The organism is Azospirillum sp. TSH64, from assembly GCF_003116035.1.
GTDB lineage: Bacteria > Pseudomonadota > Alphaproteobacteria > Azospirillales > Azospirillaceae > Azospirillum.
The window spans coordinates 6310841-6337240 of the sequence record NZ_LGQW01000015.1 but is presented as its reverse complement, the minus strand read 5'-3'; the positions used below and the strand labels follow the sequence as shown (position 1 = coordinate 6337240).

The 26400-nt window shown below is 68.5% G+C and carries 19 protein-coding genes; 12 read left to right on the top strand and 7 right to left on the bottom strand.

The annotated features are described in order from the left end of the window. Positions 1 to 18: 18 nt before the first annotated feature. Genes TSH64_RS30020 through tagH form a run of 7 tightly spaced genes read right to left on the bottom strand, consistent with a single transcriptional unit; the run spans position 19 to position 11763 of the window. Positions 19 to 2298 carry a serine/threonine protein kinase gene (locus TSH64_RS30020; RefSeq protein WP_109450669.1) on the bottom strand — a complete coding sequence of 760 codons (2280 nt, stop codon included), beginning with the start codon at positions 2296 to 2298 and terminating at the stop codon, positions 19 to 21. Continuing rightward, the gene (locus TSH64_RS30015; protein WP_109450667.1) at positions 2295 to 3170 is read right to left on the bottom strand and encodes a protein phosphatase 2C domain-containing protein; all 876 of its coding nucleotides are present in this window, start codon (positions 3168 to 3170) and stop codon (positions 2295 to 2297) included. Before TSH64_RS30015 ends, TSH64_RS30020 begins: the two co-directional genes overlap by 4 nt. Beyond that, positions 3167 to 3856 (bottom strand): type VI secretion system-associated protein TagF, encoded by a 690-nt coding sequence (tagF, locus tag TSH64_RS30010; protein WP_109450665.1) that lies wholly within the window; start codon positions 3854 to 3856, stop codon positions 3167 to 3169. The genes TSH64_RS30015 and tagF overlap by 4 nt, the downstream gene beginning before the upstream one ends. After that, entirely contained in the window at positions 3856 to 7428 is a 3573-nt protein-coding gene (tssM, locus tag TSH64_RS30005) for a type VI secretion system membrane subunit TssM (RefSeq protein ID WP_109450663.1), read from the bottom strand. The genes tagF and tssM overlap by 1 nt, the downstream gene beginning before the upstream one ends. A gap of 58 nt (positions 7429 to 7486) precedes the next feature. Further along, a complete protein-coding gene (gene tssL / locus TSH64_RS30000; protein ID WP_146208083.1) occupies positions 7487 to 8866 on the bottom strand; it encodes a type VI secretion system protein TssL, long form in 1380 nt (459 codons plus the stop codon). Further along, the gene (gene tssK, locus TSH64_RS29995; protein ID WP_109450659.1) at positions 8863 to 10209 is read right to left on the bottom strand and encodes a type VI secretion system baseplate subunit TssK; all 1347 of its coding nucleotides are present in this window, start codon (positions 10207 to 10209) and stop codon (positions 8863 to 8865) included. The genes tssL and tssK overlap by 4 nt, the downstream gene beginning before the upstream one ends. A gap of 60 nt (positions 10210 to 10269) precedes the next feature. Next, entirely contained in the window at positions 10270 to 11763 is a 1494-nt protein-coding gene (gene tagH, locus TSH64_RS29990) for a type VI secretion system-associated FHA domain protein TagH (protein ID WP_109450657.1), read from the bottom strand. A gap of 319 nt (positions 11764 to 12082) precedes the next feature. Here tagH and tssA point away from each other — a divergent pair, with 319 nt between their 5' ends. From tssA to TSH64_RS29930, 12 genes are all read left to right on the top strand, one after another. Continuing rightward, complete coding sequence (gene tssA, locus TSH64_RS29985; protein ID WP_158285432.1) at positions 12083 to 13171, top strand: type VI secretion system protein TssA; 1089 nt, start codon at positions 12083 to 12085, stop codon at positions 13169 to 13171. Between the two features lie 83 nt (positions 13172 to 13254). Continuing rightward, on the top strand, positions 13255 to 13794 hold the full coding sequence (tssB, locus tag TSH64_RS29980; protein WP_109450653.1) for a type VI secretion system contractile sheath small subunit: 540 nt from the start codon (positions 13255 to 13257) through the stop codon (positions 13792 to 13794). Positions 13795 to 13798: 4 nt separating this feature from the next. After that, positions 13799 to 15295 carry a type VI secretion system contractile sheath large subunit gene (gene tssC / locus TSH64_RS29975; protein WP_109450651.1) on the top strand — a complete coding sequence of 499 codons (1497 nt, stop codon included), beginning with the start codon at positions 13799 to 13801 and terminating at the stop codon, positions 15293 to 15295. Between the two features lie 107 nt (positions 15296 to 15402). Continuing rightward, positions 15403 to 15891: a type VI secretion system tube protein Hcp gene (locus TSH64_RS29970; protein ID WP_109450649.1), complete on the top strand. Its 489-nt coding sequence runs from the start codon at positions 15403 to 15405 to the stop codon at positions 15889 to 15891. Positions 15892 to 15975: 84 nt separating this feature from the next. After that, positions 15976 to 16857 carry a type VI secretion system accessory protein TagJ gene (locus TSH64_RS29965; RefSeq protein ID WP_109450647.1) on the top strand — a complete coding sequence of 294 codons (882 nt, stop codon included), beginning with the start codon at positions 15976 to 15978 and terminating at the stop codon, positions 16855 to 16857. Continuing rightward, a complete protein-coding gene (gene tssE / locus TSH64_RS29960; RefSeq protein ID WP_109450645.1) occupies positions 16850 to 17359 on the top strand; it encodes a type VI secretion system baseplate subunit TssE in 510 nt (169 codons plus the stop codon). Before TSH64_RS29965 ends, tssE begins: the two co-directional genes overlap by 8 nt. Next, entirely contained in the window at positions 17356 to 19239 is a 1884-nt protein-coding gene (gene tssF, locus TSH64_RS29955; protein ID WP_199237697.1) for a type VI secretion system baseplate subunit TssF, read from the top strand. The genes tssE and tssF overlap by 4 nt, the downstream gene beginning before the upstream one ends. Further along, a complete protein-coding gene (gene tssG / locus TSH64_RS29950; protein WP_109450643.1) occupies positions 19203 to 20315 on the top strand; it encodes a type VI secretion system baseplate subunit TssG in 1113 nt (370 codons plus the stop codon). Before tssF ends, tssG begins: the two co-directional genes overlap by 37 nt. Continuing rightward, complete coding sequence (gene tssH / locus TSH64_RS29945; protein ID WP_109450641.1) at positions 20302 to 23019, top strand: type VI secretion system ATPase TssH; 2718 nt, start codon at positions 20302 to 20304, stop codon at positions 23017 to 23019. The genes tssG and tssH overlap by 14 nt, the downstream gene beginning before the upstream one ends. 42 nt (positions 23020 to 23061) lie before the next feature. Next, positions 23062 to 25188, top strand: a complete 2127-nt coding sequence (locus TSH64_RS29940; RefSeq protein ID WP_109450639.1) for a type VI secretion system tip protein VgrG — start codon at positions 23062 to 23064, stop codon at positions 25186 to 25188. Continuing rightward, positions 25185 to 25718: a DUF4123 domain-containing protein gene (locus TSH64_RS29935; protein WP_109450637.1), complete on the top strand. Its 534-nt coding sequence runs from the start codon at positions 25185 to 25187 to the stop codon at positions 25716 to 25718. The genes TSH64_RS29940 and TSH64_RS29935 overlap by 4 nt, the downstream gene beginning before the upstream one ends. Positions 25719 to 25869: 151 nt before the next feature. Next, on the top strand, positions 25870 to 26259 hold the full coding sequence (locus tag TSH64_RS29930; RefSeq protein WP_109450635.1) for a DUF4280 domain-containing protein: 390 nt from the start codon (positions 25870 to 25872) through the stop codon (positions 26257 to 26259). Positions 26260 to 26400 lie beyond the last annotated feature (141 nt).

Here is a 26400-nt window from a genome sequence, read left to right as displayed (position 1 = left end):
ATGGAGTGGGAGCCATTCTCAGCGGGCGACCGTCGTGAAGAAGACCGCGTCGCTGGCCAGTTCGCGATTGCCCTCCCCAAGATTCGCCAGCTTGGCCCGCAGAGCCGGGAGATAGTCGGACGCGCGCTCCACCTCCGGCCGGTTCGCGGCGAACAGCGGTTTCGCCGTCAGCACCGCCAGGATCATCCCCGGCCCGAAGGGGGCGGAGATGTCGTAGACCCGCGTGTTCTTGTCGACCTTGTTCGCCTCGGCGCCCAGCGTGATAGACTGCCGCGCGTTGATCTGGCCGTCGCGGCGGAGAGGCATGGGCACCATATGCACGACGCTGCCGTCGAGATCCAGGTAATCGACGGTGAGATGGCCGCCGAGCATGCCGGCCTTGACCGTCACCATCAGCGTTTCCCCGTCACGGTAGACGAGGGACGGCTTGTTGAGGCCAATCTGAACATACTCGCCCCGCATGGCTTCGGTGGGCGGAATGGCGATGGCCAGCGCCTCGCAGAAGGGCCACGGACGGACCGACAGCGACAGGTCGATCTTGCTTTCCGCAGCAAAATTGCTCAGCCGGTCGTTGAGAAGACGGAGGTCGGCGTCCGATCCCGCATAGCCTGAAACTGCGAAACGGCCGCCGCCGGACCTGTCGATGTGCAGGCCCGCGCAGGACAGGCTCCGGCGGGCCTGCTCCAGCCGCACCCGCACATCGTCCGGCGTCGGCGCAGGCCGCAAGGTGGCGATCTGAGCAGGAGGCGTCTGGATGGCGGGCGGTTGAAGCACGGCGGGCGACCCGCCCGTCGCGACAGGGGGCGGGACCGGCGGCAGGGTCGCAGGGTGTGCCGAAGAAAGGGCGACCGGTGGGGGTGTCGGAAGCGCCGTCGGAGGGGACGCCGCCGACTCGGCGGGGGCAACCGGCGCTGTCGGCGTCACCGGCGTCACGGCCGGAGCCACAGCCGGCGCGAAGGCCGGTGGCGATGGAGCAACCTCGGCGGTCTTCACGATGGGTTTTTCGGCGGGCTTTTCGGCCGGCCTGTCAACTGGCTTGTCGGCCGGCTTTTCGACGACAGCCGGAGGCGGGCGGTCGGGTGCCGGGCCGGAAAGTGCCAGATAGCCCCCCACCCCGCCGATCAGGGCCGCAGCGGCGAGACCGGCGGCAACGATCGGCATGACAGGACGGGAGCCCTTGCCGGTACCGGTCCCCGTCTTGGACGCGCTGCGGGACCGGGCGTTGCAGATGCCGATCAGCGAGGCCGCCGACTGCGTCCGCCGGGCCGGGTCCGGCGCCAGCATGTCGGTCAGCACCTCCCGCAACGGCGACGGAACGGTGCCGAGATCGGGAACCCGCATCCGGCGCTCCATCACGCTTTGCGGCGAGTTGCCCATGTCGAGCGGACGGCCGAGCAGGACCGCGGCGAGGACGAGCCCGAAACTGTAGATGTCGGACCGGGCGTCGACCACACCCCCATGCATCCCGATCTGCTCCGGCGAGGCGTAGGAGTATTTCCCGGCAAACCCGTCGCCGATGATGGTGGCCGCGTCCGGCGCCGTCTGCTTGGAGATGCCGAAGTCGATGATCTTGGCCAGCTCGATCCGGCGGCCAGGCAGGATGATGTTGTCGGGCGAGATGTCGCGGTGGACGACCCCCTTCTCATGCGCGGCGGCCAGGCCGGTGGCGATGCGGTCCAGCAGCACCGCCGCATCCGAGGCGCTGAACGGACCGTCGCGCATGACCGCGGTCAGCGAAGGACCGTCGACGAACTCCATGACCAGGAACAGGCGGCCGAACTCGTCCCGGTTGATCCCGTCATAGGCGACGACCGCGTCGTGCCGCACCTGACGCAGAACCGAAGCCTCCCGCCGGAACAGGTCCACCAGCTTGGGATCCTGGGCCAGTTCGGGCAGGATCACCTTGATGGCGTGCAGCGTGTTCAACTCGACATGGCGCGCCCGGTACACTTCGCCCATACCGCCGCGCGCCACCACCTGCTCGACGATGAAGGTATGGCTGAGCACCATGCCGGGCTGGATGGCCATCGACGCGCCGGAGCCCGTCCATGGACCGGCGGTGTCTGGACCGGCGGTGGCCGCCGGCGCCGCCGTCGTCCCCGACGCGACGATCTGCGTGGCGACCTGCCCCACAGGGGGGGCGGTGGTCACGGGCACCGCGGTTTGCCGTCCGCTGCCGGGGGCGATCACAGTTGGCGCATTGACCGGCAGCGCATCGGACGGAAGCGTCCCCGGCGTGGCGGCGCCATCGGCCGGAGCGGTCTGCGATGTGTATGGATCGTCGTGCGGCAGCGTCATTGAACGGACTCATCGGCGTTGCCACCGGATCCCGGAACCGCCGCCATCGGGGCGGCGGCGTGGGATCCCTCGATGGCGGTGGGGCGCTTTTTCAGCACGAGGGTGTCGACGTCGTCCGTGCCCGGTGCGGCTTGGCAGGAAACCGCCACGACCGTCACGTTGTCGGACCCGCCGCGCTCCAGCGCGGTGGCGATGAGCCTGTCGACGGCAGCGGCAAGGTCGGGAGCGGCCAGCAGGATGGACAGTTCCCGGTCGCCGACGAATTTGGTCAGGCCGTCGCTGCACAGCAAAAACAGATCGCCCGGCTGCGCGCGGCCCTGCCGCATCTCCAGCGCGAGGTCGTCGAAGGCGCCGACGGCACGGGTCACCTCGTTGCCGCGCGGATGGCTGGCCGTCTCGTCCGGGTGCAGGGCGCCGGCGTCCACCAGTTCCTGCACGACGCTGTGGTCGTGGCTGACCCGGAAAATGCATCCGTCGCGCAGCAGGTAGAGCCGGCTGTCGCCGGCCCAGACGCAGGCGAAGCTCCAGCCGGACAGAAGCAGGCACACGACCGTGCTGGCGATCGGCCCCCCGCTCCGCTGGCCTTGGAACCGGAGCTGTCCGTTGACCGCCTCCAGCCCTCCCTTGACGGCCGCCATCAGGGCCGGCGCGCCGTCGGGGGCGGCAATCGCCTCCAGCGCCTGGACGATGGCGGCGCTGGCGTATTCGCCGCGCTGATGGCCGCCCATGCCGTCCGCCACCGCCCACAGACCGATCTCGGACCGGTCGAGCAGGCTGTCCTCGTTCAGCTTGCGCACGCGCCCGACATGGGTGGCGGCAGCTGAGCGGACGGTCAGGGGACCGAGACGGGTGGTTCTGCCACAGATGGTCATATCCGGCCTCCCAGCGGTCGTATCGAGGCCGCAAGCCCGTTCAACCGTGTCCAGTCGCCGTCGAGCAGGCTGGTGAAGAGGTCGGCCGGCGGAAGGCCGGCGGCGGCGAGCAGCACCGAGGCCACCCGCTCCCCCCCCTCGGTCCACCACAGGCTGATCCGGTCGCCGTGCCGCGTCCGCAGCGCGTCCTCCGCCAGGCCGGCGGCGGCGGTTTCCAGCGGGGTGAAGCCCGCCGCCCCGTCCGGTGTGCCGAGCGCCGCGATCTCCTGCTCGAACCGCTCCAGGGCTATCCCATCGTCAAGCGCGAGCAGGGCGGCCTTCTCGGCGCGTTCCCGCCAGGACCGGTGGCGGAGCGCGGGTTCGACCAAGCCTCGCGTCTCCTCCAGCGGGCCGAGCACCAGCAGCGGGAAATAGCGGCCGACCCGGTCGACGCTGGGGATCATCAGGCCGGTCAGGGCGGCGGGTCCGGCAATGGCGGCATCGAGCGCGAAATGCCAGATCGGGCTGCTCAGATAAAGGTCCAGCCAGTCGGCGCCGAGCCGGTCGCGGCTGTGCGCGATGCCGTCCTGCAGCCAGTCGTCCAACGCCTCCACGACCGGCGCCGGCAGATTCCGGGTGACGAAGTCGCCCCGGACAGGTAGCTTGCCGTGGAACCCGGCACCGGCCCAGCCCGCCCCGGCCGCCATCACAGCGCCCCCGGACAGCGGAACTCGCTCAACTCCTTCATCGCGAAGGGATTGAGAACGCTGCCGGCCCGCAGTTCGAACCCGATGTTGCCGCCACCGGCGGCGAGCGTCACCGTTATCCGGTCGCGCATGCCGCTGCCGGCGACCTTCGCGCGGTCGAGCAGCCGGAACCACGACCAGGGGCCGTCCACCGTCATATCGGGCGCCTGGCCGTCATTCACGGTCACGCGGGTCTGCGGGCTCGGTCCCGGCCACTGCACCGGCAGGGGGCGCGTCTGGCCGGCGACCAGCTTCACGGGCTGCCCATCCACCTCGATGACCGCCTGCGTCACGCCGCTGTCGAACATGGTGGGCACGAGGTCGAATCTGACCATGGGCCCAGCGCCGCCGGAAAAGAAGGTGTCGCGGATGGCGATGGCCCGCTGGAACTGCGCCAGGACGCCGGACGCGATGCCCAGATCGGCGCCGTCCACCTTCTGCCATTGCCAGGGCTGGCGCGTCATGTCGACATAGGGGCGGAGCTGCTGGTTGAAGAAGCTGTCGATCAGGCCGTTCGGGCCGAACAGCTTCGCGAAGTCCGCCAGCATCACGTCCGCCGCCCCCGAACGGTAGACCGGATAGCGGTTTTCCGTCGCCTGCCGACAGAAGGGCAGGATCTGCGCCGTCCATTGGGCGTTCAGCTCGGTGCGGGTGGTGCCGACCGTGGCGCTGGAACCGGCCCGGCCCATCTGCTGGGCCAGCGCCGCGACGGGACCCGGCATGCGCGATGCCACGGCGGCGATCTGCTGGGCCGGCGAAGGGCCGAGCGGCGCACCGGGCACGCCGGTCGGCCCTCCTCCCTGGGCGCGGTTCAATTGCAGGTATAGGTCGTTCAGCAGCCGCATCAGGTCGTCGAGCGATGCCCCCGCGACGCCCGTCCGGCCCTCGACGAAGCTGTGCAGCGGCGCGAAATGGTCGTCCACCGCCTTTCCGGGTTCCGGAAGCGCGTTGGCGGCAGCGGTGGTCGTGGCCATGACCGAGGCGAGACGGTCGCCCCCCGGCAGCTTGGCCGCGGTCGCCACGTTGGTCACGGTCGCCGCCGCGTCGGCCGTCGCCGACTTCCCGGCGGCCAGCTTGGTCTGGGCGTTGGCGGCAAGCAGGACATTGCGCAGCGGCGAGGCCGGCCCGGACAGTTCGCTCGCCACCTGGGCGGCGACGGACGCCGTTTGCATCGGAACCAGCGTCAGGTCGGCGAGCACGCCGTCCCAACGGGCGATGTAGTCGTTGAGGTAGAGCTGGAGGACGTCGCGGGACAACTGCCCGACCTGCCCGGCGCCGGTCTCGCGGCCCTGATCCCCCCGGTTCTGATCCCCCCGGCCCGGATCGCCGAGAACCCAGCTTTCGCGGGCGACATCCTCGGCGATGGTGGTCAGGCTGGGAAGCAGGACGGTGTAGAAACCGTCCCGCGTGTAGAGGCCGGGGATGCCCTCCGAAAGCAGCTTGCCGGACCGCCGGGCGAACACCCGTCCGGCCGCCGGCCCGCCGATGTCGACGACGCGCCATTCCGGCAGTTTGCGGGCGGCGGGAACCTGCCGGAGCTGGGCATAGGCGCGCTCGGCCAGCGGGAACCGCGCGAGCTGGCGGCGCGCCTGCTCGACAAGCGGCTGGTCGAGCGGCACCGGGGTCAGCGGAGCGGACAGGAGGGCGTTGAGATGGCCCAGCAGCGTCTCGCGCATCGGTCCGCCGGTCGGATCCGGGTACAGCCCGGTCCAGTCGAGCGCCATCCACTGGCGGACCAGGGCGGCGTCCAGCGGACCCTGGCCGCCGAGCATGAGGTAGACCTTCAGCGCCTCGTACAGGAACTCGGTGTTCTGCTGGTTCTGGCGGATCTGCGCCTCCAGCCGGTAGACCAGCGGCGGCAGCAGCAGCGCGTTCAGCGCGCGGCTGTAGGTGCCGGCCGCCTGGGCATAGATCTTGTCACCCTGGTAGAGGCCGAAGGTCGCCCCGACCGGGGCCGGCTGCCCGTCCTTGAGGGCGAGCGCCCGCATCGTGTCCAGAGGCGGCAGAACGGCCTCCAGGCGCAGGGACTGCCCGGCGTTCTTCGGCACGCTTTCGATCTGCTCGACGAAGCGGTCGGCGGCGGCTTCCGCTTCGGCGATGAGGGAGCGGTTCTCCACGGTGCTGCCGGTCCAGACGCCGAGCGCCGCAAGCACGGTCACCGCGGTCGCCGCCAGGACGCCGCGCTGCATCCACAGCAGCCGCCGTTCGAGCTGCGGGTTGGTGCTGACCAGATTGGCTTCGGGAAAGATGACGCCCCGCAGCAGATTGGTCAGGAAATACGCGCGGCCGCCGCCGGTGAAGGGCGACACGGCGGCCTGTCCGGCCCCGACCATCCGCGCGATGTTCGCGGTCAGACGGTCGATCGGCGTCCCCTCCTGCGTTCCGCTGGTGAAGTAGACGCCGCGGAGCAGCGGCTTGTGCTCGTAGCGGCTGCCCTCGAACACGTCGGCGAGGAACTGCATGACGGGCTCCCGCAGGGACGCCACCTGCGCCGGGAAGCCGAAGATGAGGCTGCGCCGGGCCGGGTCGGACTCCTGCTGCAGGCGGTCGTGCAGGCGGGTGTTCAGCCGCTCCTGCAGCAGGTCGAATTCCTGCGCGAAGCCGCCCTCGGCCGTCACGTCGGGGTCCGGGGTATAGGGCAGAGTGGCACCCCAGACCTGCTCGCGCTGCCCCTTGTCGAGGTCATCGAAAAATTCGGTGAAGCCGGCGATCAGATCGGCCTTGGTCAGCAGCAGATAGGTCGGGAAGCGCACGCCGAAGGTGCCGTACAGCTCGTTCAACCGCTGACGGACGGCCTGGGCATGGGACGCGCGCTCCGACTCCGACCCGCCGGCCAGATCGGCGAGGCTGATCGCGACGATGGCGCCGCTGATCGGCTGGCGCGGCCGCGTCTTCTTCAGCATGTCGAGAAAGCCGCGCCAGCCCGCCGCGTCCACCGATTCGTTGCTGTCCTGCGTGGTGTAGCGGCCGGCGGTGTCGATCAGCACGGCCTCTTCCGTGAAGAGCCACTCGCAGTTGCGGGTGCCGCCGACGCCGCGCACCGCGCTGCGGCCGGACCGGCCGGCGGCGTGCCTCACAAGCCCGCAATTCTCCAGCGCCGTGCTTTTGCCCGATCCCGGCGGGCCGATCATCATGTACCAGGGCATTTCATAGAGGAAGCGCCTGCCCCGTCCGCCCTTGGCGTTCGACTTGCGCAGAAGCGCGACGGTCTCGTCCAGCCGCTCCTTCAAGGTGGCGACCTCCGCCGCCGCCGCGTCGCCGCCGCCTCCACCACCGGCATCGGCGCCGCCGGTCACCGCCTCCACCAGTTCCGCTTCGGTCTTCTTCGCACGGGACAGCGCCAGCATGTTCGCCACGCCCCAGGCGACGAGCACGACCAGCACCACGGCGAACCGGACGAGATCGGCCTCCAGCGGACGGGCGTCGCCGATGGCGACCAGCGGCCCGACGAACCACACGAGCAGACACAGCACCAGGGCTCCGACGAGGGTCGTGAACCAGCGGGCGGTCAGGATGTTGATCATGGACGTCATGGCCGCGGGATCCGGCGAGGGTGGAGGGAAGGGAAACTGGTCGGGCGACGGAGGCCGGTCATGGTCCGTCCCCCTTGCCGAGCACCACGTCGATGCGGCGGTTCTGCTCCCGGCCCTCCGGCGTGTCGTTCCCGGCGACCGGATCGGAATCCGCCTTGCCGACGGTCCTGACCCGGGTCTTGTCGGTCAGGGACCGGCCGATCAGCGCCGCGACGGCATCCGCACGGGCCACCGACAGGCTCCAGTTCGACGGGAAGCGGACGGAGCGGATCGGCTGGTTGTCGGTGTGCCCGATGATGGTGACCTTGCCCTTCTCGCCTTCCAGCGCCTGGGCGATCCGGTCGATGGTCGGCAGGAAGGGGGCCTCCACCGTGGTGCTGGCGGAGGCGAACAGGCCGCGGTTGCGGATGCGAACGATGATGCTGTCCATCGTCTCCTCCACGGTGACCAGCCCTTCGGCGATCTCGCGCTCCAGGAACTTCTTGATGCGCGGCGCCTGCTGGAGCTGGACCGGAACCGGAGCCGGCGGCAGGGGCGGCCGGGCGACCAGAACGATGCCGCGCTGCGGCAGCTCGGCCAGGCGGCCGAACAGGCTGTCCGAGGCACCGTTCAGCGCGAAGCTGAAGCCGACATAGGCGAGCAGAAGCAGCGCGCCGGCCGCAGCACCGATCACCCACAGGGGGATGATGGTCGACAGCCGGCGCGCCGGCTCGCGGACCCCCATCCAATGCGGGGACAGCCCGTCCTCCGTTCCCTCGCGCCGCAGCAGGCGGTACAGGTCCTCGCGCAGGCGGGCGATCTCTTCGCCGCCGCGCGGCGTGATACGCATGTGCCCCTGGAAGCCGAGGCTGAGGCACAGATACATGAGTTCCAGGACGCCGGCATTGCGGCCGGGCGAGGCCTTCAGCTGGGCGAGGTTGTCGAAGAACCGCTCGCCGCCCACCGTCTCGCGGTGGAAGGTGCCCACCATGCCCTGCCGCGCCCACAGGCTGCTGCCGCCCCACGGCGTGTTCAGCACGAGGTCGTCCACCGTGGCGCACACCACGTAATGGGCGTGGCGCACCAGATCGCCGGGCAGGCCGATGGCGCGCAGCCGCTGCTCGAACTTCCGGATTTCCTCGATCATCAGGCCGTGCAGCCGCTCGACGTCCGGCGCGGCGAGCATCGTGCGCACCTTGCAAACCATCAGAAGGATTCCGGTCGCCGTCGCCACGACCGGTCCGCCAACCCCTGGGACCGCTCCGCGATTTACCTCCGCCGCCCGCGCCTGCCCGGCCTGGACCGGTGCCGCCGCGTCCGGAGAGGGGGAGCCCGAGGGGGTGGGCTGCGGCGGCCAGCCGGAGGCCGACGCCTCCTGCGGAGCAGCCGGACGGCGGCCTCCGGGAGTCGGGCGGATGACGGTCCGGTCGGACGGGTTGAAAGGATCGTCTCCGCTCACGACGTCACCTCGCGAATTGCCCACAGATCCATTTCGATGTTCGGAAAGTCACCGGCGATGTGGATGGCGAATCCCCCGGAGGAGCGCATGGCATCCCATTGCGGCCCGTTCCGCTCGAACTCGAAATAGACCTTGCCGGCGTGGTAGGGGATTTGCCGCGGCGCCACGGGAAGCGCGCGGATGTGGATCCCGCGCGAGGCCGACGTGATGAGGTCGCGGATCTGGTCGCCCGGTCCGATCTTGACCTGTCCGGGAAAGGTGGCCCGCAACGTCTCCACCGCGGCCGCGGACTTCACCGCCAGCACGAAGCTGGTGTTGGACAGCATCGTCCGGTCGGTCAAAGGCGCGTACCAGATGCCGAACTTGGTTTGCTGGAGCATCAGCGGCGTCGCCGCCGAATCGATCATCATGGTCAGCGCGTGACGCAATTCGCTCATCACCGGAGCGAAGCTCTTCTGCAGATCGTCGTGGCGGTAGACCGGAAACTCCGGCGGACGCCGGCTTTTCGCGAAGATGCTCGCCAGTTCCCCGGCGATCTGCACGCAGGTCCGGAAGAAGTCCTCCGGATGGATGGCGCCGATCTGGGCCAGATGGGCGAGAACCGGCTCGTAGCGGTTGAGCACCAGCAGGAGCAGGTAGTCGGCGAACTCCGCCACCCCCTTCACGCCGGATTCGGACACGCGGCCGGCCAGCGCCACCGCACGCTGGCGCAGCAGCCCATGGAGTTCGGTCAGAAAGCCGGTCAGAACCGGCGAGGCGGCGGCCGTCAGGCTGGGCGGGATGTAGCGGTCGTCGAGCACGACCGACCGGTCCGGGCGGACCTCGACGATGCGGGCCAGCCCGATGCTGACGGTGTCGGCGCGCGGATCGGTTTCCAGCGCGTAACGCAGACGCAGGCGGCCGAGATGCAGCCGTGCCTTGGAGCCGCCGGCGCTGCCGACGCTGTCGCCGACCTCCACCTCCAGGGCGCTGTAGCGGGCGACGGTCTGGGCGACGTCGTCCAGCTCCACCTCAACCCCGCCGGGATGGACGATGGGCAGGGTCAGGTAGATTATGCAGTCCCGCGTGTTTTCCGGCACGTCGAGGGCCGGCGGCGGGAATGCGTCGTCGGGAATGGAGAAGGGGGTTCCGTCCTCCAGCACGCCGCTGCACCGGGTTACCGCGAACTGGCCGGTGGCCAGCAGGTTCCGGTTGATCTCCAGCCCGGTCACCCCCCACGGAAAGCTCCGCAACGCCGCGACCCGCGCGCGAACCAGACGTTCGACATAGCGGTCGGCCTGCTGGAAATGCTGGGGCAGGACGAACATGCCCTCGGACCAGACGACCCTGTTATCCCACGACATACGCTTCGACTCCGCTGAACGGGTGCATTGGTTGAGGCCGCCTTGCCGGGGCGCGCACGGTCACGCCGTCCCGGGCGGCGGGTCCTCCGGCGTGGACAGGCTCCGGACCTGCCGCTCGTAGGCTTGGGCGAACTCCCGTCCGAACAGCGATTGGAAGTCGTCCTCCGCCTCGGCGACGATCTGCTTGTAGAGTCCCTCGTAAAGCTCCCAGTAGCGCGCCCGGCGGGCCGCCGGAAGAATGCTGGCCAGCAGCGACTGGCGGTCGAGCCGCTCCTTCAGCGTCGCCGGATCGAAGCGCCGCAGCAGCGCCGAAAGCGCCGAATGCATGCCCACGCTGGTCGCAAGCTCATGCTGCTGAAGGTCGCGGAACCCTTCGCGGACGGCAGCGTCGCCGGGCATGAATCCCGGCCGCGGCGCCTCCAGGAGCTGCTGCGCGGTCGATGCCGGATCCGGCGAGAATTTCAGCGGGTTGTTGTTGCGTACGCCGATGACGGTGCGGTCGATGCGGAACTCGTTCTTCAGGCTGGCGCGGACGGCGAGCAGGCCGGCCAGCCCCTCGACCATCTGCCGATAGATGCCGCCGGCCAGACGCATGGCGGCGACGGGGTCGGTCCCGGAAAACGCCGCAGGCGGAAGCCCGGCCCCGTCCAGGAAGGCGGCGAGAAGCGCCCCGTCAACCGCCCGGGCGTCTCCCGCGGCAGGAGGTGCCGCGGGCACAGGAGGCGGAGCGGCCGGGCGAGCGGGCTGGTCCGGATCCGGTCCAGCCGGCGGCGCAACCGGGGGCGGTGAGGCCGGAGACAACGGCGTCTGCGAAACCGGCATCGGGGGCACCGGCGTCAGGGGGACCGGCGTCGGGGGGAAGGCCGGGCGGTCGGCATCGGCCATGGAGGCCGGGGCGGAGGGTGCCGGTTGCGCCGCGGCATCCCGCTGCAGGGCTTCGGGGTCGAACTCGTCGAATCCGAACGGAAGCGGCGCGGCCTCCGGTTTGCCCGAAGACGGCTGCTGTGGAATTCCCAGGCTTTCGAGCCAGTCGTCCGGCAGCGCCTCGATCGGGTTCGGCGGCTGGAAGTACGACCGATCCAACGGGACGTGGTCGGGCTGGGTCGCCGCGGGAGGAGGGGCGGGAGGAGGGCCGGGCGTCCGCAAGCCGGAAAACGGCTCCGCCTCGCCGCCGGGATAGAAGGGGCTGTCGAGCGAATCCTGGAACACGGCCTCGTCCCAGGGGGAAACCGCGACGGGGTCCGCCGCCTGTCCGACCGACACGGCCATTTCATAATCGCCCAGCACCAGCGAATCACCATCGGCCAGTGCGACCGAGCCGCCCCGGCCGATCGGGTGCCCGGCGCCATTGTGGTAGACGCCGTTCGAACTGGTGTCGGTGAGCACATACTGCCCGTCGACCCAGGAAATCCTGAAATGCTGGTTGGACAGAATGCATTCGACGTCCGGAAGGATCCAGTCGCAGGCGCTGCCCCGGCCCACGATCAGACCCGTGCGCTTCAGAGTGCGCACGGCCCCGCACAACCGACCCTTGGTGATACGCAGAGTGAGCATGAGCGCGCGGTCCGGTCTCGCTTGGTGCTTGTATGGATTCGGATTTCGGCCGCCCGGCGGCGCGGCATTATGCGAAATTAGATTGAATTTATAGACGATATTGACACCTATGCGCCAGTGGTATTATCTAATTAAACGTATATGTGGAAAACAACTCGCCAATTTAGGCCGGAAAAATCCATACAGATGTCAGCGCGTTCCGTTTTTTCGATAAAGGATATCGCATACGAACGTTTATCGGCGGACGGTCGGTCCCGAGAACCCCTCAGGGGCGTTCTGAGACTCCTGATGCTGCACCCTTAAGTGCATGGAGAAGGTCTTGGAGACCGCATTCGTTGACGTCGAGGCGATGCTTCGGGAAATTGCCGCCGCGAAGCCCGAAGGCGAGAACTGCGAATACGACCCGGCGTTCACCGAGCTCGAAAAGAAAGCCGAGGGACAGCCGGAGCGGCAGCTCGGCGACGTCGTCCAGCCCGCGGTTCCCCCGGAATGGCGGGAGGTTCTTGCCCTGACGACCGGACTGTTCGGGCGCACCAAGGATATTCGCGTCGCCCTGCATCTGTGCCGCGCCCTGCTCGGCCTGCACGGGCTGCCGGGACTGGCGCAGGGGCTCGATGTCTTCCACGGCCTGCTGGAACGGTACTGGCCAACGCTCCACCCCCAATTGGACCCGGACGACGACGACGACCCGACCATGCGGGTCAACATCGTCGCCGGACTTGCCCACCACGAGACGATGCTGCGCGCCGTGCGCGAAAGCATCGTCGTCTCGGCAAGGACGGCCGGACGGTTCACCTTGCGGCAGGTGGTCGCGGCAAGCGCCGCCAACCCGCCGGAAGGCACCGACACGTCGCTGGTCGACGCGGCCTTTCAGGAATGCGCCATCGACGACCTGCGGGCGACGGCGGAGGCGGCGAAGCGCAGCTACGACCGCATCCGCCGCATCGAGATGTACGTGACCGATCAGGTCGGCGCGTCCAACGCCGTGGATCTGTCGGCCATCGCCAGCGTGCTGCGCGAAGCGTCGGCACTCCTGAACGCCCGCTTGACGGCGCGGGCGACCGGCGGCGGGGAAGCCCAGGCGGACGGACGGGCGGACAGCCGGGCGGAAGGGGGGACGGGTTCGTCGGCCGGAGAGGATGCGCCCACCGGCGTGCCTGCGGCCGTTGCCGTCGCCGCGGTGCGGCCGGGCGCCCCCGGCATCATCGCGTCGAACGAGGACGTGGTGAAGACGCTCGACAGGATTTGCGACTACTACGCGAAGAACGAGCCATCCAGCCCGGTGCCGCAGATCCTGCAGCGGGCGCGCCGCCTGGTCGGTCTGAATTTCATGGATTTGCTCCGCGACCTGACTCCGGACGGGGTCGGCCAATTCGAAACCATCAGCGGCATCCGCCGCGACGACTGACCGTGGCCGTCCGGCGGAGCGTTTCGCGCCCCCCGCGACCGTCTCGCGCCTGATCGGCAGAGGACTTGGAGAGGAACCGAGGTATGGCGACACAAAGCAGTCAGAAATTCATCGCCCGCAACCGTGCTCCGCGCGTCCAGATCGAATATGACGTCGAACTGTACGGCGCCCAGAAGAAGGTGCAGTTGCCGTTCGTCATGGGCGTGATGGCCGATCTGAGCGGCACCCCCGCCGAACCGCTGCAAAATGTCGCAGAACGCAAGTTCCTCGAAATCGACGTCGACAATTTCAACGAGCGCCTGAAGGCCATGAAGCCGCGCGTTGCCCTGCAGGTGCCGAACTCGCTGACCGGCGAGGGCAACCTCAGCGTCGACATCACCTTCGAAAGCATGGACGACTTCTCGCCGGCGGAGATCGCCCGCAAGGTCGAGCCGTTGCGCAAGCTGCTGGAGGCGCGCACGCAGCTGTCCAACCTGCTGACCTACATGGACGGCAAGGCCGGCGCCGAGGAGCTGATCCAGAAGACGCTGAGCGACCCTGCGCTGCTGAAGTCCCTGGCGTCCGCTCCCAAGCCCGCCCTCCAGTCCGTCGACACGACCACCGAAACCTCGTCGGAAGGCTGATCCCATGACCGAGTCCAGCATTCTGCACCAGGGCCAGACGTCCATCGGCGTTGCGGAACTCGATGAGTTCTCCTCCCTTCTCCAGAAGGAATTCAAGCCGCGCTCCGACAATGCGCGGAGCGAGGTTCAGAACGCCGTCCGCACCCTCGCCGAGGAGGCCCTGCGTTCGGCCACGGTCCTGTCGGGCGACGCCGCCGGCACGATCCAGGCGATCATCGCCGAGATCGACAAGAAGCTGACCGAGCAGGTCAACCATATCCTGCACCACAAGGATTTCCAGTCCCTGGAAGGCTCCTGGCGCGGCCTTCACTATCTCGTCAACAACACCGAAACCGACGAGATGCTGAAAATCCGTGTCATGAACATCTCCAAAAAGGAGGTGGGCAAGACCCTGAAGCGGTTCAAGGGCACCTCCTGGGACCAGAGCCCGATCTTCAAGAAGCTGTACGAGGAGGAGTTCGGGCAGCTGGGCGGACAGCCCTACGGCTGCCTGGTCGGCGACTATCATTTCGATCACAGCCCGCCGGACGTCGAGCTGCTGGGGCAGATGGCGCAGGTCGCCGCCGCCGCCCATGCGCCCTTCATCGCCGGCGTGTCCCCGGCCGTCCTGCAGATGGACAGCTGGCAGGAGCTGAGCAACCCGCGCGACCTGACCAAGATCTTCCAGACCCCCGAATATGCCGGCTGGCGTTCGCTGCGGGAGAGCGAGGATTCGCGCTACATCGGCCTCGCCATGCCGCGCTTCCTGTCGCGCCTGCCCTACGGCGCCAAGACCAACCCGGTCGAGGAGTTCAACTTCGAAGAGGACGCCGAGGGGGCCGATCACGGGAAATACACCTGGTCGAATTCCGCCTATGCCATGGCGGCCAACATCAACCGCTCCTTCAAGACCTACGGCTGGGTGTCGCGCATCCGCGGCATCGAATCCGGCGGCGCGGTCGAGGGCCTGCCGGTCCACAGCTTCCCGACCGACGACGGCGGCGTGGACATGAAGTGCCCCACGGAAATCGCCATCAGCGACCGCCGCGAGGCGGAACTGGCGAAGAACGGCTTCATGCCGCTGGTGCACAAGAAGAACACCGACTTCGCCGCCTTCATCGGCGCGCAGTCGCTGCACAAGCCGGCCGAATACGACGACCCCGACGCCACGGCAAACGCCAATCTGGCGGCCCGCCTGCCCTATCTGTTCGCGACCTGCCGCTTCGCCCATTACCTGAAGTGCATCGTCCGCGACAAGGTCGGCTCCTTCAAGAGCCGCAAGGAAACGGAGCAGTGGCTGAGCGAGTGGATCATCCAGTACGTGGATGGCGACCCGGCCAACTCCAGCGAGACCACCAAGGCCGAAAAGCCGCTGGCCGCCGCCGAGGTGGTGGTCGAGGAGGTCGACGGCAATCCCGGCTACTACACCTCGAAATTCTTCCTGCGCCCGCATTACCAGCTTGAAGGCCTGACCGTGTCGCTGCGGCTGGTGTCGAAGCTGCCGTCGGGTCGGGGGGCCTGACGCCGAAGGCGGTGCGCCCCGTTCCGTCGGCGCACCGCCGCCCGGCTCAACCCGGTCCCGACCAATCCTGGTCGTTGCTTTACAACCAACCCATTGGAGCTTGAAACATGGCTTATGACGTTTTCATTGACATCGACGGCATTCCCGGCGAATCGCTGGACGCCAAGTACAAGGACAAGATCGCCGTCCGCAGCTTCTCCTTCGGCGTCGCCCAGTCCGGCACCTTCGCGCACAACAGCGGCGGCGGCGCGGGCAAGGCGGATTTCTCGGCACTGAAGTTCCTGAAGCACACAGACAGCGCCACCCACCTGCTGTTCCTCTACTGCGCCAACGGCCAGCACATCAAGCAGGCGACCCTGATCGTCCGCAAAGCCGGCGGCGAGCAGCGCGATTTCCTGAAGGTCCTGCTGACCGACGTGCTCGTCCAGAGCTTCAGCACGGTCGGCGACCCGAACGGCCCGGAACACCAGCCGCTGGAAGAGGTCACGCTCGGCTTCTCGACCATCAAGGTGTCTTACGCCAAGCAGAAGCAGGACGGCAGCATGGAGGCGTTCAAGGACGCCGGCTGGAGCGTCAAGGAAAACAAGAAGCTCTGATCCCATTCGCCGGGAGAGGCGCCCCATCGCCTCTCCCGGCGGCGAGGGACTGACGAAACGGATCGGGTGGCGACGATGGGCGGTATGGAACCTGGCGCGGATGTCCGCCAGAGCCTGAAGGACGGCGACCTCGCCAAGGCCTTGGAGCAGGCCAAGACCCTGGTGCGCAAAGACCCCGCGTCCGCGAAGCCGCGCATCCTGCTGTTCCAGCTGTTCGCGATCTGCGGCGACTGGGACCGCTCGCTCAACCAGCTCGCCGTCGCGGGCGACATGACCGCCGAAACCGCCTTGATGGTCGGCACCTATCGGGAGGCGCTTCCCTGCGAGCCGTTGCGGGCCCGCATCTTCGCCGGACGGGAAACCCCCATCGTCCTGGGAAAGCCGGAGAACTGGATCGCCCTGCTGATCGAGGCGTTGCGTCTGGACGGGTTGGGAAAGACCGAAGAGGCCGCGGCGCTGCGGGTGAAGGCGCTGGACGAGGCGCCGGCCACCGCCGGCACCATCGACGGCACGCCCTTTTCCTGGATCGCCGACGGCGACCAGCGGCTGGGACCGGTTCTGGAGGCCGTCGTCAAAGACCGCTACTGCTGGATTCCCCTGCACCGCATCCGCAGCATCGACGTCGAACCCCCGACGGATCTGCGCGATCTGGTGTGGACGGCGGTTACGCTGACCCTCGCCAACGGCGGCGAGATCGTGGCGCTCGTTCCGACGCGCTATCCCGGCAGCGCCGAGAGCGCCGATCCCCTTCTGCGGCTTGCCCGGCGCACGGACTGGGTGGAGACGCCCGGCGGCCTCTACACGGGGCTGGGCCAGCGCATGCTGGCGACCGACGCCGGAGAACACGCGCTGATGGACGTCCGCCGCATCGATCTGGCCATCGACCTGGCCATCGGCCTGGATGCGGGCGGGCCGGCGACCGCGGAGGACGGTGGAGACGCGATGGCCGAAGACCATCATGGCTGAACTGACGGTCCAGGAAAAGCTTCAGCCATCGCTGCTCGACCGCCTGTTCGACGATGAACCGGCGCAGCGGCAGGAATCGCGCGAACGGCGGGTCCTGTCGCTGCGCCGGCTGCGCGAGAGCGTGATGCGCGATCTGGCCTGGCTTCTGAACGCCAGCAATCTGGGCGCCGAACTGGACGAAGAGAATCATCCGGAGATCGCCCGCTCGGTGCTGAATTACGGCATGCCACCGCTGGCCGGCCTGTCCAGCATCGGCGTGGAGCTTCCCGACCTGGAACGGCGGATGTTCGACGCCATCCGTCGCTTTGAACCGCGCATCCTGCCCAACACCCTGAACGTCAAGCTGATCCGGCAGGGAGAGCAGCACAACAGCCGCGCCCTGACCTTCGACATCGAAGGCGAGCTGTGGGCCCAGCCGGTGCCGATCCGGATTTTCCTGCGCACCGAGGTGGACCTGGAGGTGGGCGTGGTGAATGTCTCCGACACTGCGGGCTTCCGATGATGCACCCGCAGCTGCTGCGCTATTACGACGACGAACTGCGCCACCTGCGCGAAGTGGGGGCGGAGTTCGCCGAGGAGTTTCCGAAGATCGCCGGGCGGCTGGCGCTGGAAAAGTTCGAGTGCGCCGACCCCTATGTCGAACGCATGCTGGAGGCCTTCGCCTTCCTGACCGCGCGCGTGCAGATCAAGATGGAGGCGCAGTTCCCGCGCTTCATCAACCATCTGCTGGAGGTGGTCTACCCGCATTATCTGGCGCCGACGCCGTCGATGGCGGTGGTGCGGTTCCAGCCGGATCTGAGCGAGGGCGGGCTGGCGTCGGGCTTCCTGATCCCGCGTGGCGACACCGTGCTGCGCAGCGTGGCCGGCAAGGGGCGGAACACCGCCTGTGAATACCGGACCGGCCACGACGTGACTCTGTGGCCGATCGAACTGATCCGTGCCGAGTATCTGCCGACCTCCGGTGCGGTCGCGGCGCTCGATGTGCCGGAGGTCCGGGGCGTGCGCGCCGGCCTGCGCCTGCGCCTGAAGACGACGGCCGGCCTGACCTTCGACAAGCTGGCGCTCGACCGGCTGCCGCTGTTCCTGTCTGGCGCCGGCGGCCTGCCGGTCGCCCTGTGCGAGCAGATCCTCGGCGCCGGCCTCGGCATGGCGATCCGCCCGGCGCAACGCCCGGCGTCCTGGCAGGAAATCCGCCCCGCCGCCAGCCTGGCACGCTGCGGCTTTTCGGAGCGGGAGGCGCTGCTGCCCACCTCGCCGCGCTCCTTCGACGGATACCGGCTTCTGCACGAGTATTTCAGCTTCCCGGCGCGCTTCCAGTTCGTCGAGCTGCGCGATCTGTCCCGCGCGGTCCGCCGCTGCACCGGTGATGAGCTGGAGATCGTCATCCTGTTCAGCCGCGCCAACCCGCAGCTGGACGGCGTGATCGACCAGCAGAACATCCAGCTTTTCTGTGCGCCCGCCGTCAACCTGTTCCCGAAGCGCGCCGACCGCATCCACCTGAACACCCGCGACACCGAGCACCACATCGTTCCAGACCGCACCCGCCCGCTCGACTTCGAGGTGCATTCGGTGCTGTCGGTGGCCGGCTATGGCGCCGGGACGGAGGTTGCGCAGGAGTTCAAGCCCTTCTACGCCGCACGCGACCAGCATGCCGCCGGGTCGGACCACGCCTTCTATGCGCTGTCCCGGCAGCCGCGGGTGCTGTCGGCCAAGCAGAGACGCGTCGGGCCGCGGTCGAGCTACATCGGGTCGGAGGCCTTCGTCTCGCTGGTGGACGGCGAGGAGGCCCCCTACGGCCACGATTTGCGCCAGCTCGGCATCATGACGCTGTGCACCAACCGCGACCTGCCGCTGCACGCGTCGTTCGGACAGCTGAACACCGACTTCACCATGGACCAGGGCGCCCCGGTGGAGTCCATCCGCTGCGTCGCCGGCCCGTCGAAGCCGCGCCCCTCCAACGCCGAGGGGGTCACCGCCTGGCGGCTGATCAGCCACCTGTCGCTGAACTACCTGTCCCTGGCCGACAGCGACCCGGAACGGGGTTCCCAGGCGCTCCGGGACCTGCTGAAGCTCTACACCGACCGGGAGGAGGCATCCGCCGCCAAGCAGGTGGACGGCGTCCGGCATGTCCGGACGACGCCCATCGTGCGGCGTGTCCCCGGGCGAGGCCACATCGTGCATGCGCGCGGGCTGGAGGTGTCGGTAACCTTCGACGAGCATGCGTTCGACGGCAGCGGCATCTTTCTGCTGGGCGCCGTGCTGGAGGAATTCTTCGCCAAATACGTGTCGCTGAACAGCTTCACCGAAACAGTGATCCACAGCCTTGACCGCGGAGAGGTGATGCGATGGCCAGCCCGGATCGGCCGCCGCGAGCTGCTGTAGATCCGCTCGAGGCGATACGGGCCGAGCCGCACGCATTCGGCCTGTTCCACGCCTTGCGCCTGATCGAATGCTCCAATCCGCAGGCCCCGCGGCTGGGCCGGCCCAGGAGCCGCGCGGCCGAGGAGCCGGTGCGGCTGGGGCAGCAGCCGACGATGGGCTTCGCGCCGGCCACGCTGGCCGCCGTCGCCGGCGGCGACGGCAGGCCGGACCGGCTTCTGGCCTATGGTTTCGGCATGTTCGGGCCCAACGGCCCGATGCCCCTTCACATCACCGACCAGCTGCTGGAGCGGCGGCGCTATCACGGCGACGACACGCTGGCGCGGTTCGCCGACCTCTTCCACCACCGGCTGATGTCGCTGTTCTACCGCGCCTGGGCGGATGCCGAGCCGACCGTCAGCCACGACCGCCCCGACAGCGATCCATTCGCAACCTATCTGGCGTCCCTGATCGGGCTGGGACTGCCGTCGCTGCGCGACCGGGACGCGCTGCCCGACGGCGTGAGGCTCCATTTCGCCGGCCGGCTGGTGGGGCAGGCCCGCAACCCCGAAGGGCTGTGCGCCATGATCGCCAGCTTCTTCGCCATCGGGGCGACGGTGCAGGAGTTCGTCCGGGCCTGGATGGACCTGCCGCCGGAATGCCGCTGGCGTCTGGGCGGCGACCCCATGTCGGTGACCGCCGGCGCCGGACCGACCCTGGGAGAGGGGCTGACGCTGGGGGCGCGGGTCGTGGATGCGCAGCACCGTTTCCGCATCCGGCTCGGCCCGATGGGCATGGACGACTACGCGCGCATGCTGCCGGGCGGGCCGAGCCTGGATCGGCTGGTCGCGCTGGTGCGCGGCTATGCCGGCGACGAATTCGCCTGGGATGTCCAGCTCGTGCTGCGCGCGCCCGAGGTGCCGCCCTTCCGGCTCGGCGGGCAGAACCGGCTGGGCTGGACCTGCTGGCTGGGGCCGCGCCCCGCCGATGCCCAAGGCACCGCGCGCGACGCCGACGATCTCGTTCTCGACCCATTCGCCACGCGCCCCGCCACGGGTGCGCCCGACCGTTTCCAGGAGTGTGACCATGGCAGGGATTAGCCGCGTTTCGCTGTTCGGCAAGCTCAACCCGGTGGCCTACCGCGCCATCGAAAGCGCGACCGTGTTCTGCAAGATGCGCGGGAACCCCTATGTCGAGTTGGCGCACTGGATCCACCAGATCCTCCAGCTACCCGACAGCGACCTGCACCGGGCGATCCGCCGTTTCGACCTCGACCCGTCGCGGCTGGCACGGGACGTGGTCGAGGCGCTGGACCGCCTGCCGCGCGGCGCCACGGCGATCAGCGACCTGTCCCCGCAGATCGAGGAAGCGACCGAGCGTGGCTGGGTCGCCGCCTCGCTGATGTTCAAGGCGCCGCGCGTGACGACCGGCCACCTTGTGATCGGCATGCTGCAGACGCCCGGCCTGCGCAACGCCCTGCCCTCCCTGTCGCGCGAGTTCGCCAAGGTCAGGCTGGACACGCTGGTGGAGGAGTTCACCGCCCTCACGGCCGGTTCGCCGGAGGACGCCCAGGCGGACGGCGCCGATTTCGGCGGGGCCGCGCCCGGCGAGGCGAGCGGTGCCATGCCCCCGGCGGCGATGGGCAAGCAGGAGGCGCTGGCGAGATTTTCCGTCGATCTCACGGAGAAGGCGCGCAAGGGCGAGATCGACCCCATCGTCGGCCGTGACGACGAAATCCGCCAGATCGTCGACATCCTGATGCGCCGCCGCCAGAACAACCCGATCCTCACCGGCGAGGCCGGCGTCGGCAAGACCGCCGTGGTCGAGGGCTTCGCGCTCCGCATCGCCGCCGGCGACGTCCCGCCGCCGCTGCGCGACGTGACGCTGCGCACGCTCGACGTCGGCCTGCTCCAGGCCGGCGCCAGCATGAAGGGCGAGTTCGAGAACCGCCTGCGCCAAGTGATCGAAGAGGTGCAGTCGTCGCCCAAGCCGATCATCCTCTTCATCGACGAGGCGCACACCCTGATCGGTGCCGGCGGAGCCGCCGGGACCGGCGACGCCGCCAACCTGCTGAAGCCGGCGCTGGCCCGCGGCAACCTGCGCACGGTCGCCGCCACCACCTGGGCCGAATACAAGAAGTATTTCGAGAAGGATCCGGCACTGACCCGCCGCTTCCAGACCGTGCAGGTGGACGAGCCGAGCGAGGAGAAGGCCATCCTGATGATGCGCGGCCTGTCCTCCACCCTGGAGAAGCATCACAAGGTGCAGATCCTCGACGAGGCGCTGGAGGCGGCGGTGCGGCTGTCGCACCGCTACATCCCCGCGCGCCAGCTTCCGGACAAGGCGGTCAGCCTGATCGACACGGCCGCCGCCCGCGTCGCCATCAGCCAGCATGCCGTCCCGGCCGAGGTGGACGACAGCCGCCGCCGCATCGAAGCGCTGCGCACGGAACTGGCGATCATCGCCAGGGAGTCTGCGGTCGGCATCGACACGGTGCGCCGCGCCGCAGAGGCGGAGGAAAGGCTGGCCGCCGAGACCGGCCGCCTGACCGGGCTCGAGGCCCGCTGGCAGAGCGAGAAGGCGCTGGTCGACCGCATCCTGGCCCTGCGCGGCCGTCTGCGCAGCGGCGGCGCGGCCATCGAGGGCACCGGCTCCGACCTGGAGGCCCGCGCCGCCGCGGCGGAGACGGCGCAGCAGGCGCTGACCGATGCGGAGCGCGCCGGCCTCGTGGCCGACCTGCGGGCCCGGCAGGCGGAGCTGGACGAGCTTCAGGGCGACGCGCCGCTGATCCTTCCGACGGTGGACGAACAGGCGGTGGCCTCGGTCGTCGGCGACTGGACCGGCATCCCCGTGGGCCGCATGGTCAAGAACGAGATCGAAACGGTCCTGAAGCTCGCCGACACGCTGAACCAGCGTGTCATCGGCCAGTCACACGGGCTGGCGATGGTCGCCAAGCGCATCCAGACCTCGCGCGCCAAGCTCGACAACCCGAACAAGCCGGTCGGCGTCTTCATGCTGTGCGGGCCCAGCGGCGTCGGCAAGACGGAGACCGCGCTTGCGCTGGCCGAAACGCTGTACGGCGGCGAGCACAACGTCATCACCATCAACATGAGCGAGTTCCAGGAGGCGCACACCGTCTCGACGCTGAAGGGCGCCCCTCCGGGCTATGTCGGCTATGGCGAGGGCGGCGTGCTGACCGAGGCGGTGCGGCGCAAGCCCTACAGCGTCGTTCTGCTGGACGAGGTCGAAAAGGCCCACCCCGACGTGCACGAGATCTTCTTCCAGGTGTTCGACAAGGGCATCATGGAGGATGGCGAGGGCCGGCTGATCGACTTCAAGAACACGCTGATCCTGCTGACGTCCAACGTCGGCAGCGACCTCATCATGAACATGTGCCGGGATCCGGAACTGCTGCCGGAGCCGGAAGCCGTCGCCAAGGCGTTGCGCGAACCGTTGCTGAAGGTGTTTCCGGCCGCCCTGCTCGGGCGCATCGTGACGATTCCCTACTATCCGCTCAGCGACGAGATGATCGGCAACATCATCCGCCTGCAATTGGGCCGCATCCAGAAGCGCGTCCAGGCGACGCACCGCATCCCCTTCACCTACGACGACGCGGTGGTGACGCTGATCGCCAGCCGGTGCGGCGAGCTGGAGAGCGGCGGCCGCATGATCGACGCGATCCTCACCAACACGGTGCTGCCGACCGTCAGCAACGCCATGCTGGAACGCATGCTGGGGGGCGGCACCGTGCCGCGCATCCATGTCGGGGTGACGGAACAGGACTTCTCCTATGACTTCGGCTGAGCCGGGAGCCGCCGGACCCCGGCATCGGAGGCGTGAACTGGAATGCTGACGCAGGCCTACCGCGACATCGCCGTCTCCTCGCATCTGGGAGAGGACGTGCTGGTCTTCCGCCGCATGACCGCGGTCGAGGAGATCAGCACGCTGTTCCGCTTCGACATCGATCTTCTGACCGCGCGCCCGAAGATCGACTTCGACAGCATGCTCGGCCAGAACATGACGGTGCGGCTCAAGCTCGACACCGGGGAGCGCCATTTCAACGGCTTCGTAACGGCCTTCTCCCATGTCGGATCGGCCGGGCGGCACGGCCTCTACCGGGCGGTGCTGCGGCCGTGGCTGTGGTTCCTCACCCGCAACCGCGACTGCCGCATCTTCCAGGACAAGACGGTTCCGGACATCGTGAAGGCCGTGCTGCGCGAGCATGGCTTCACCGACATCAAGGACCGCCTGTCCGGCAGCTATCAGCCCTGGGAATACTGCGTCCAGTATCAGGAGAGCGACTTCGCCTTCATCAGCCGGCTGCTGGAGCACGAAGGCATCTATTATTACTTCACGCACCGGAACGGGAACCATACGCTGGTGCTCGGCGACGGGGTCGGGGCACACGACCACCTGACCCCGACCGACCGGCTGCGCTACAATCCCGAGGCGCGCCACCGCGAAAGCGTGCCGTCCGTCGACGCCTGGACTGTCGGTCGGCACGTGCTGAGCGGGGCCTGCACCGTGGACGACTTCGACTTCGAGCGGCCGAAAGCGATGCTGCGCACCGGACTGTCCATGGCGCGCCCGCACGCGCTGTCGGGCATGGAGGTGTTCGAGTATCCGGCCGACATGGCCTACATGAAGACCGGCCAGCGCAGCGGCATGGGGCCGGTCTACGCCCGCATGCGGCTGGAGGAGATCCAGTGCCGCCATGAGACGGTGGAGGCGGCGACGACGGTCCGGGACCTGCGCTGCGGCCAGCTCTTCTCGCTGACGCACCACCCGATCGACGACCGGAACCGCGAGTATCTGGTGCTGTCCACCGTGTCGGAGATCGTGTCCGACGAGTTCGAGGGCGGCAGCGACTCCGCGGCCGCGCAGGAGCCGTACCGCTGCCGCTTCACCGTGCTGAACAGCCAGGAGCAGTTCCGGCCGCCGCGCGAAACCCCCCTTCCGGTGATGCGCGGGCCGCAGACGGCCATCGTCAGCGGCAAGAGCGGCGAGGAGATCTGGACCGACAAGTACGGCCGCATCAAGGTGCGATTCCATTGGGACCGCACCGGCAAGGCGGACGAGACCAGCTCCTGCTGGATCCGCGTGGCGCAGAGCTGGGCGGGCAAGCGCTGGGGTGCGCAGTTCCTGCCGCGCATCGGCCAGGAGGTGATCGTCGATTTCCTGGACGGCGACCCCAACCGCCCGGTCGTCACCGGCAGCCTCTACAACGGCGACGCCATGCCGCCCTACGAACTGCCCGCCAAGGCGACGCAGTCGGGCGTGCGCACCAGCACGGTGAAGGGATCGGGCGCCAACGAGCTGCGCTTCGAGGACAAGGCGGGCGAGGAGCAGATCCTGATCCACGCCCAGCGCAACCAGGACAACCATGTCCGGAACGACAAGCTGGAACGGATCGGCCGGGACCGGCACCTGATCGTCGGCGGGAACCAGGTCGAACGGGTCGACGCCGACAAGCACCTGACGGTCGAGGGCGACCGGAACGAGAAGGTCACCGGCACCGTGTCGCTGACCGTCGAACACGATCTGCACCAGAAGATCGCGCAGAACGCCGCCATGCAGTCGGGCATGGAAATCCACCTGAAGGCCGGCATGAATCTGGTGCTGGAAGCCGGGGTGTCCGTCACCATCAAGGCGTCCGGCAGCTTCATCACCATCGGCCCGTCCGGGGTCACCATCAGTGGCGCGATGGTGTTGATCAACAGCGGCGGGTCGGCGGGGTCCGGTGCCGGCGCCCATCCGGACATGCCGAAACTGCCGAAAGCCGCGGCGTCCGACAGCCACGGCAGCGCCACGGCCGTCGAGCCGAAACCCAAATACACGCCGCCGAAGCTGGCGCTCAGCTCGCATCCGGTCGCCAAGCAGTTGAAGGACGCCTACGACAACGGCACACCCTTCTGCGAACAGTGCGAGGCGGGCCGCAAAGCGGCGGCCATGGACGGCGGAGGCTCGCGATGATCACGGAACAGGCGCTTCGGACTCTGGCGGGCACGCTGTTCGCCGATCAATTGCCGGTCTATGCCGTGATCGACGGCGCCGGCTGCCCGGCGCTGCTGCCCATGCTGGACCGGCACGGGGTGCCGTCCATCTGCCTCTACCGGGGAGAGCTGGAGCCCGAGTTGGCCGAGGCAGCCCCCTATCTGGCGGAACTCATCCCGGAGTCCCCCTTCACGCGCTGGTTCCTCGGCGAAGGCTGGGACCGGCATTGGGGCATCCTGCTGAAGACGGATGCCGGGCTGACCGAGGTGCGGAGCCATCTGCGCCATCTGACCATGGCGCGGCTGCCTGACGGACGGGTGGTCTATTTCCGCTTCTACGATCCGCGCGTGACGCGTGTCTTTCTTCCGACCTGCACACCGGAGCAGACCATCCACTTCTTCGGTCCGGCGAGCGCCATCTTCATGGAAGGCGAGCGGCCGGCCACGCTGCTGCGCATGGAACCCGGACCGGACGGCGTGCTGGCGGCCCCCATGCCGCTCGGTGGCTGAAGGCCGGCGCCCGGATCGGACCGCGTGGAAGCGGAGCCGCGTGAAGCATGAAGCGTGAAGCGCACGGAAAAGCTGAGAGCCGGCCTTCGTCCGACGTGTCCGCAAGCAGCCGTCTTTTGCGAATGCCCATTTCAAAGAGGAAGCAGCCGACATGCCGATGCAGGTCGTGAACGGAGCCACGCTTCAGTGCAGTTTCGGCATGGCGCCATCGACGCTGGTGGTGCTGCCGGTGCATCGGACGATGGCCGGCAACCAGCCGGCAGCCAACATCATGGACCATCAGCCCATGGTCAACATCCTGCCGTTCGGGATGTGCAGCAGCCTCGCCAACCCGGCGGTCGCCTCGGCCACCGCCGCCGCCATGGGGGTGCTGACGCCCATGCCCTGCATTCCCAACACCCCGGTCCCGTGGGCTCCCGGCGCGCCGACGGTCATTCTGGACAACGCGCCGGCACTCGACACTCCATCCAAATGCATGTGCGCCTGGGCCGGCGTGATCTCCATCGTCAATCCGGGCCAGTCGACGACGATGATTCCCTGAGCGGTTGCCGCATATCCATCCAATCCATCCTTTATGGAATAGGCAAAGTCGCCATGACCAACTCTTCCGGGTAGAAGTTCTCGCAAATTTAGGATATAGTTTTCCCAGCTTCCGTTCACACGCATACAGAGAGAATTGGCC

Coding starts and splice junctions, on each gene's coding strand:
- TSH64_RS30020 (WP_109450669.1), bottom strand. CDS start 2,298: ATGACGCTGCCGCACGACGATCCATACACATCGCAGACCGCTCCGGCC.
- TSH64_RS30015 (WP_109450667.1), bottom strand. CDS start 3,170: ATGACCATCTGTGGCAGAACCACCCGTCTCGGTCCCCTGACCGTCCGC.
- tagF (WP_109450665.1), bottom strand. CDS start 3,856: ATGGCGGCCGGGGCGGGCTGGGCCGGTGCCGGGTTCCACGGCAAGCTA.
- tssM (WP_109450663.1), bottom strand. CDS start 7,428: ATGACGTCCATGATCAACATCCTGACCGCCCGCTGGTTCACGACCCTC.
- tssK (WP_109450659.1), bottom strand. CDS start 10,209: ATGTCGTGGGATAACAGGGTCGTCTGGTCCGAGGGCATGTTCGTCCTG.
- tagH (WP_109450657.1), bottom strand. CDS start 11,763: ATGCTCACTCTGCGTATCACCAAGGGTCGGTTGTGCGGGGCCGTGCGC.
- tssB (WP_109450653.1), top strand. CDS start 13,255: ATGGCGACACAAAGCAGTCAGAAATTCATCGCCCGCAACCGTGCTCCG.
- tssC (WP_109450651.1), top strand. CDS start 13,799: ATGACCGAGTCCAGCATTCTGCACCAGGGCCAGACGTCCATCGGCGTT.
- TSH64_RS29970 (WP_109450649.1), top strand. CDS start 15,403: ATGGCTTATGACGTTTTCATTGACATCGACGGCATTCCCGGCGAATCG.
- TSH64_RS29965 (WP_109450647.1), top strand. CDS start 15,976: ATGGAACCTGGCGCGGATGTCCGCCAGAGCCTGAAGGACGGCGACCTC.
- tssE (WP_109450645.1), top strand. CDS start 16,850: ATGGCTGAACTGACGGTCCAGGAAAAGCTTCAGCCATCGCTGCTCGAC.
- tssF (WP_199237697.1), top strand. CDS start 17,356: ATGATGCACCCGCAGCTGCTGCGCTATTACGACGACGAACTGCGCCAC.
- tssG (WP_109450643.1), top strand. CDS start 19,203: ATGGCCAGCCCGGATCGGCCGCCGCGAGCTGCTGTAGATCCGCTCGAG.
- tssH (WP_109450641.1), top strand. CDS start 20,302: ATGGCAGGGATTAGCCGCGTTTCGCTGTTCGGCAAGCTCAACCCGGTG.
- TSH64_RS29940 (WP_109450639.1), top strand. CDS start 23,062: ATGCTGACGCAGGCCTACCGCGACATCGCCGTCTCCTCGCATCTGGGA.
- TSH64_RS29935 (WP_109450637.1), top strand. CDS start 25,185: ATGATCACGGAACAGGCGCTTCGGACTCTGGCGGGCACGCTGTTCGCC.
- TSH64_RS29930 (WP_109450635.1), top strand. CDS start 25,870: ATGCCGATGCAGGTCGTGAACGGAGCCACGCTTCAGTGCAGTTTCGGC.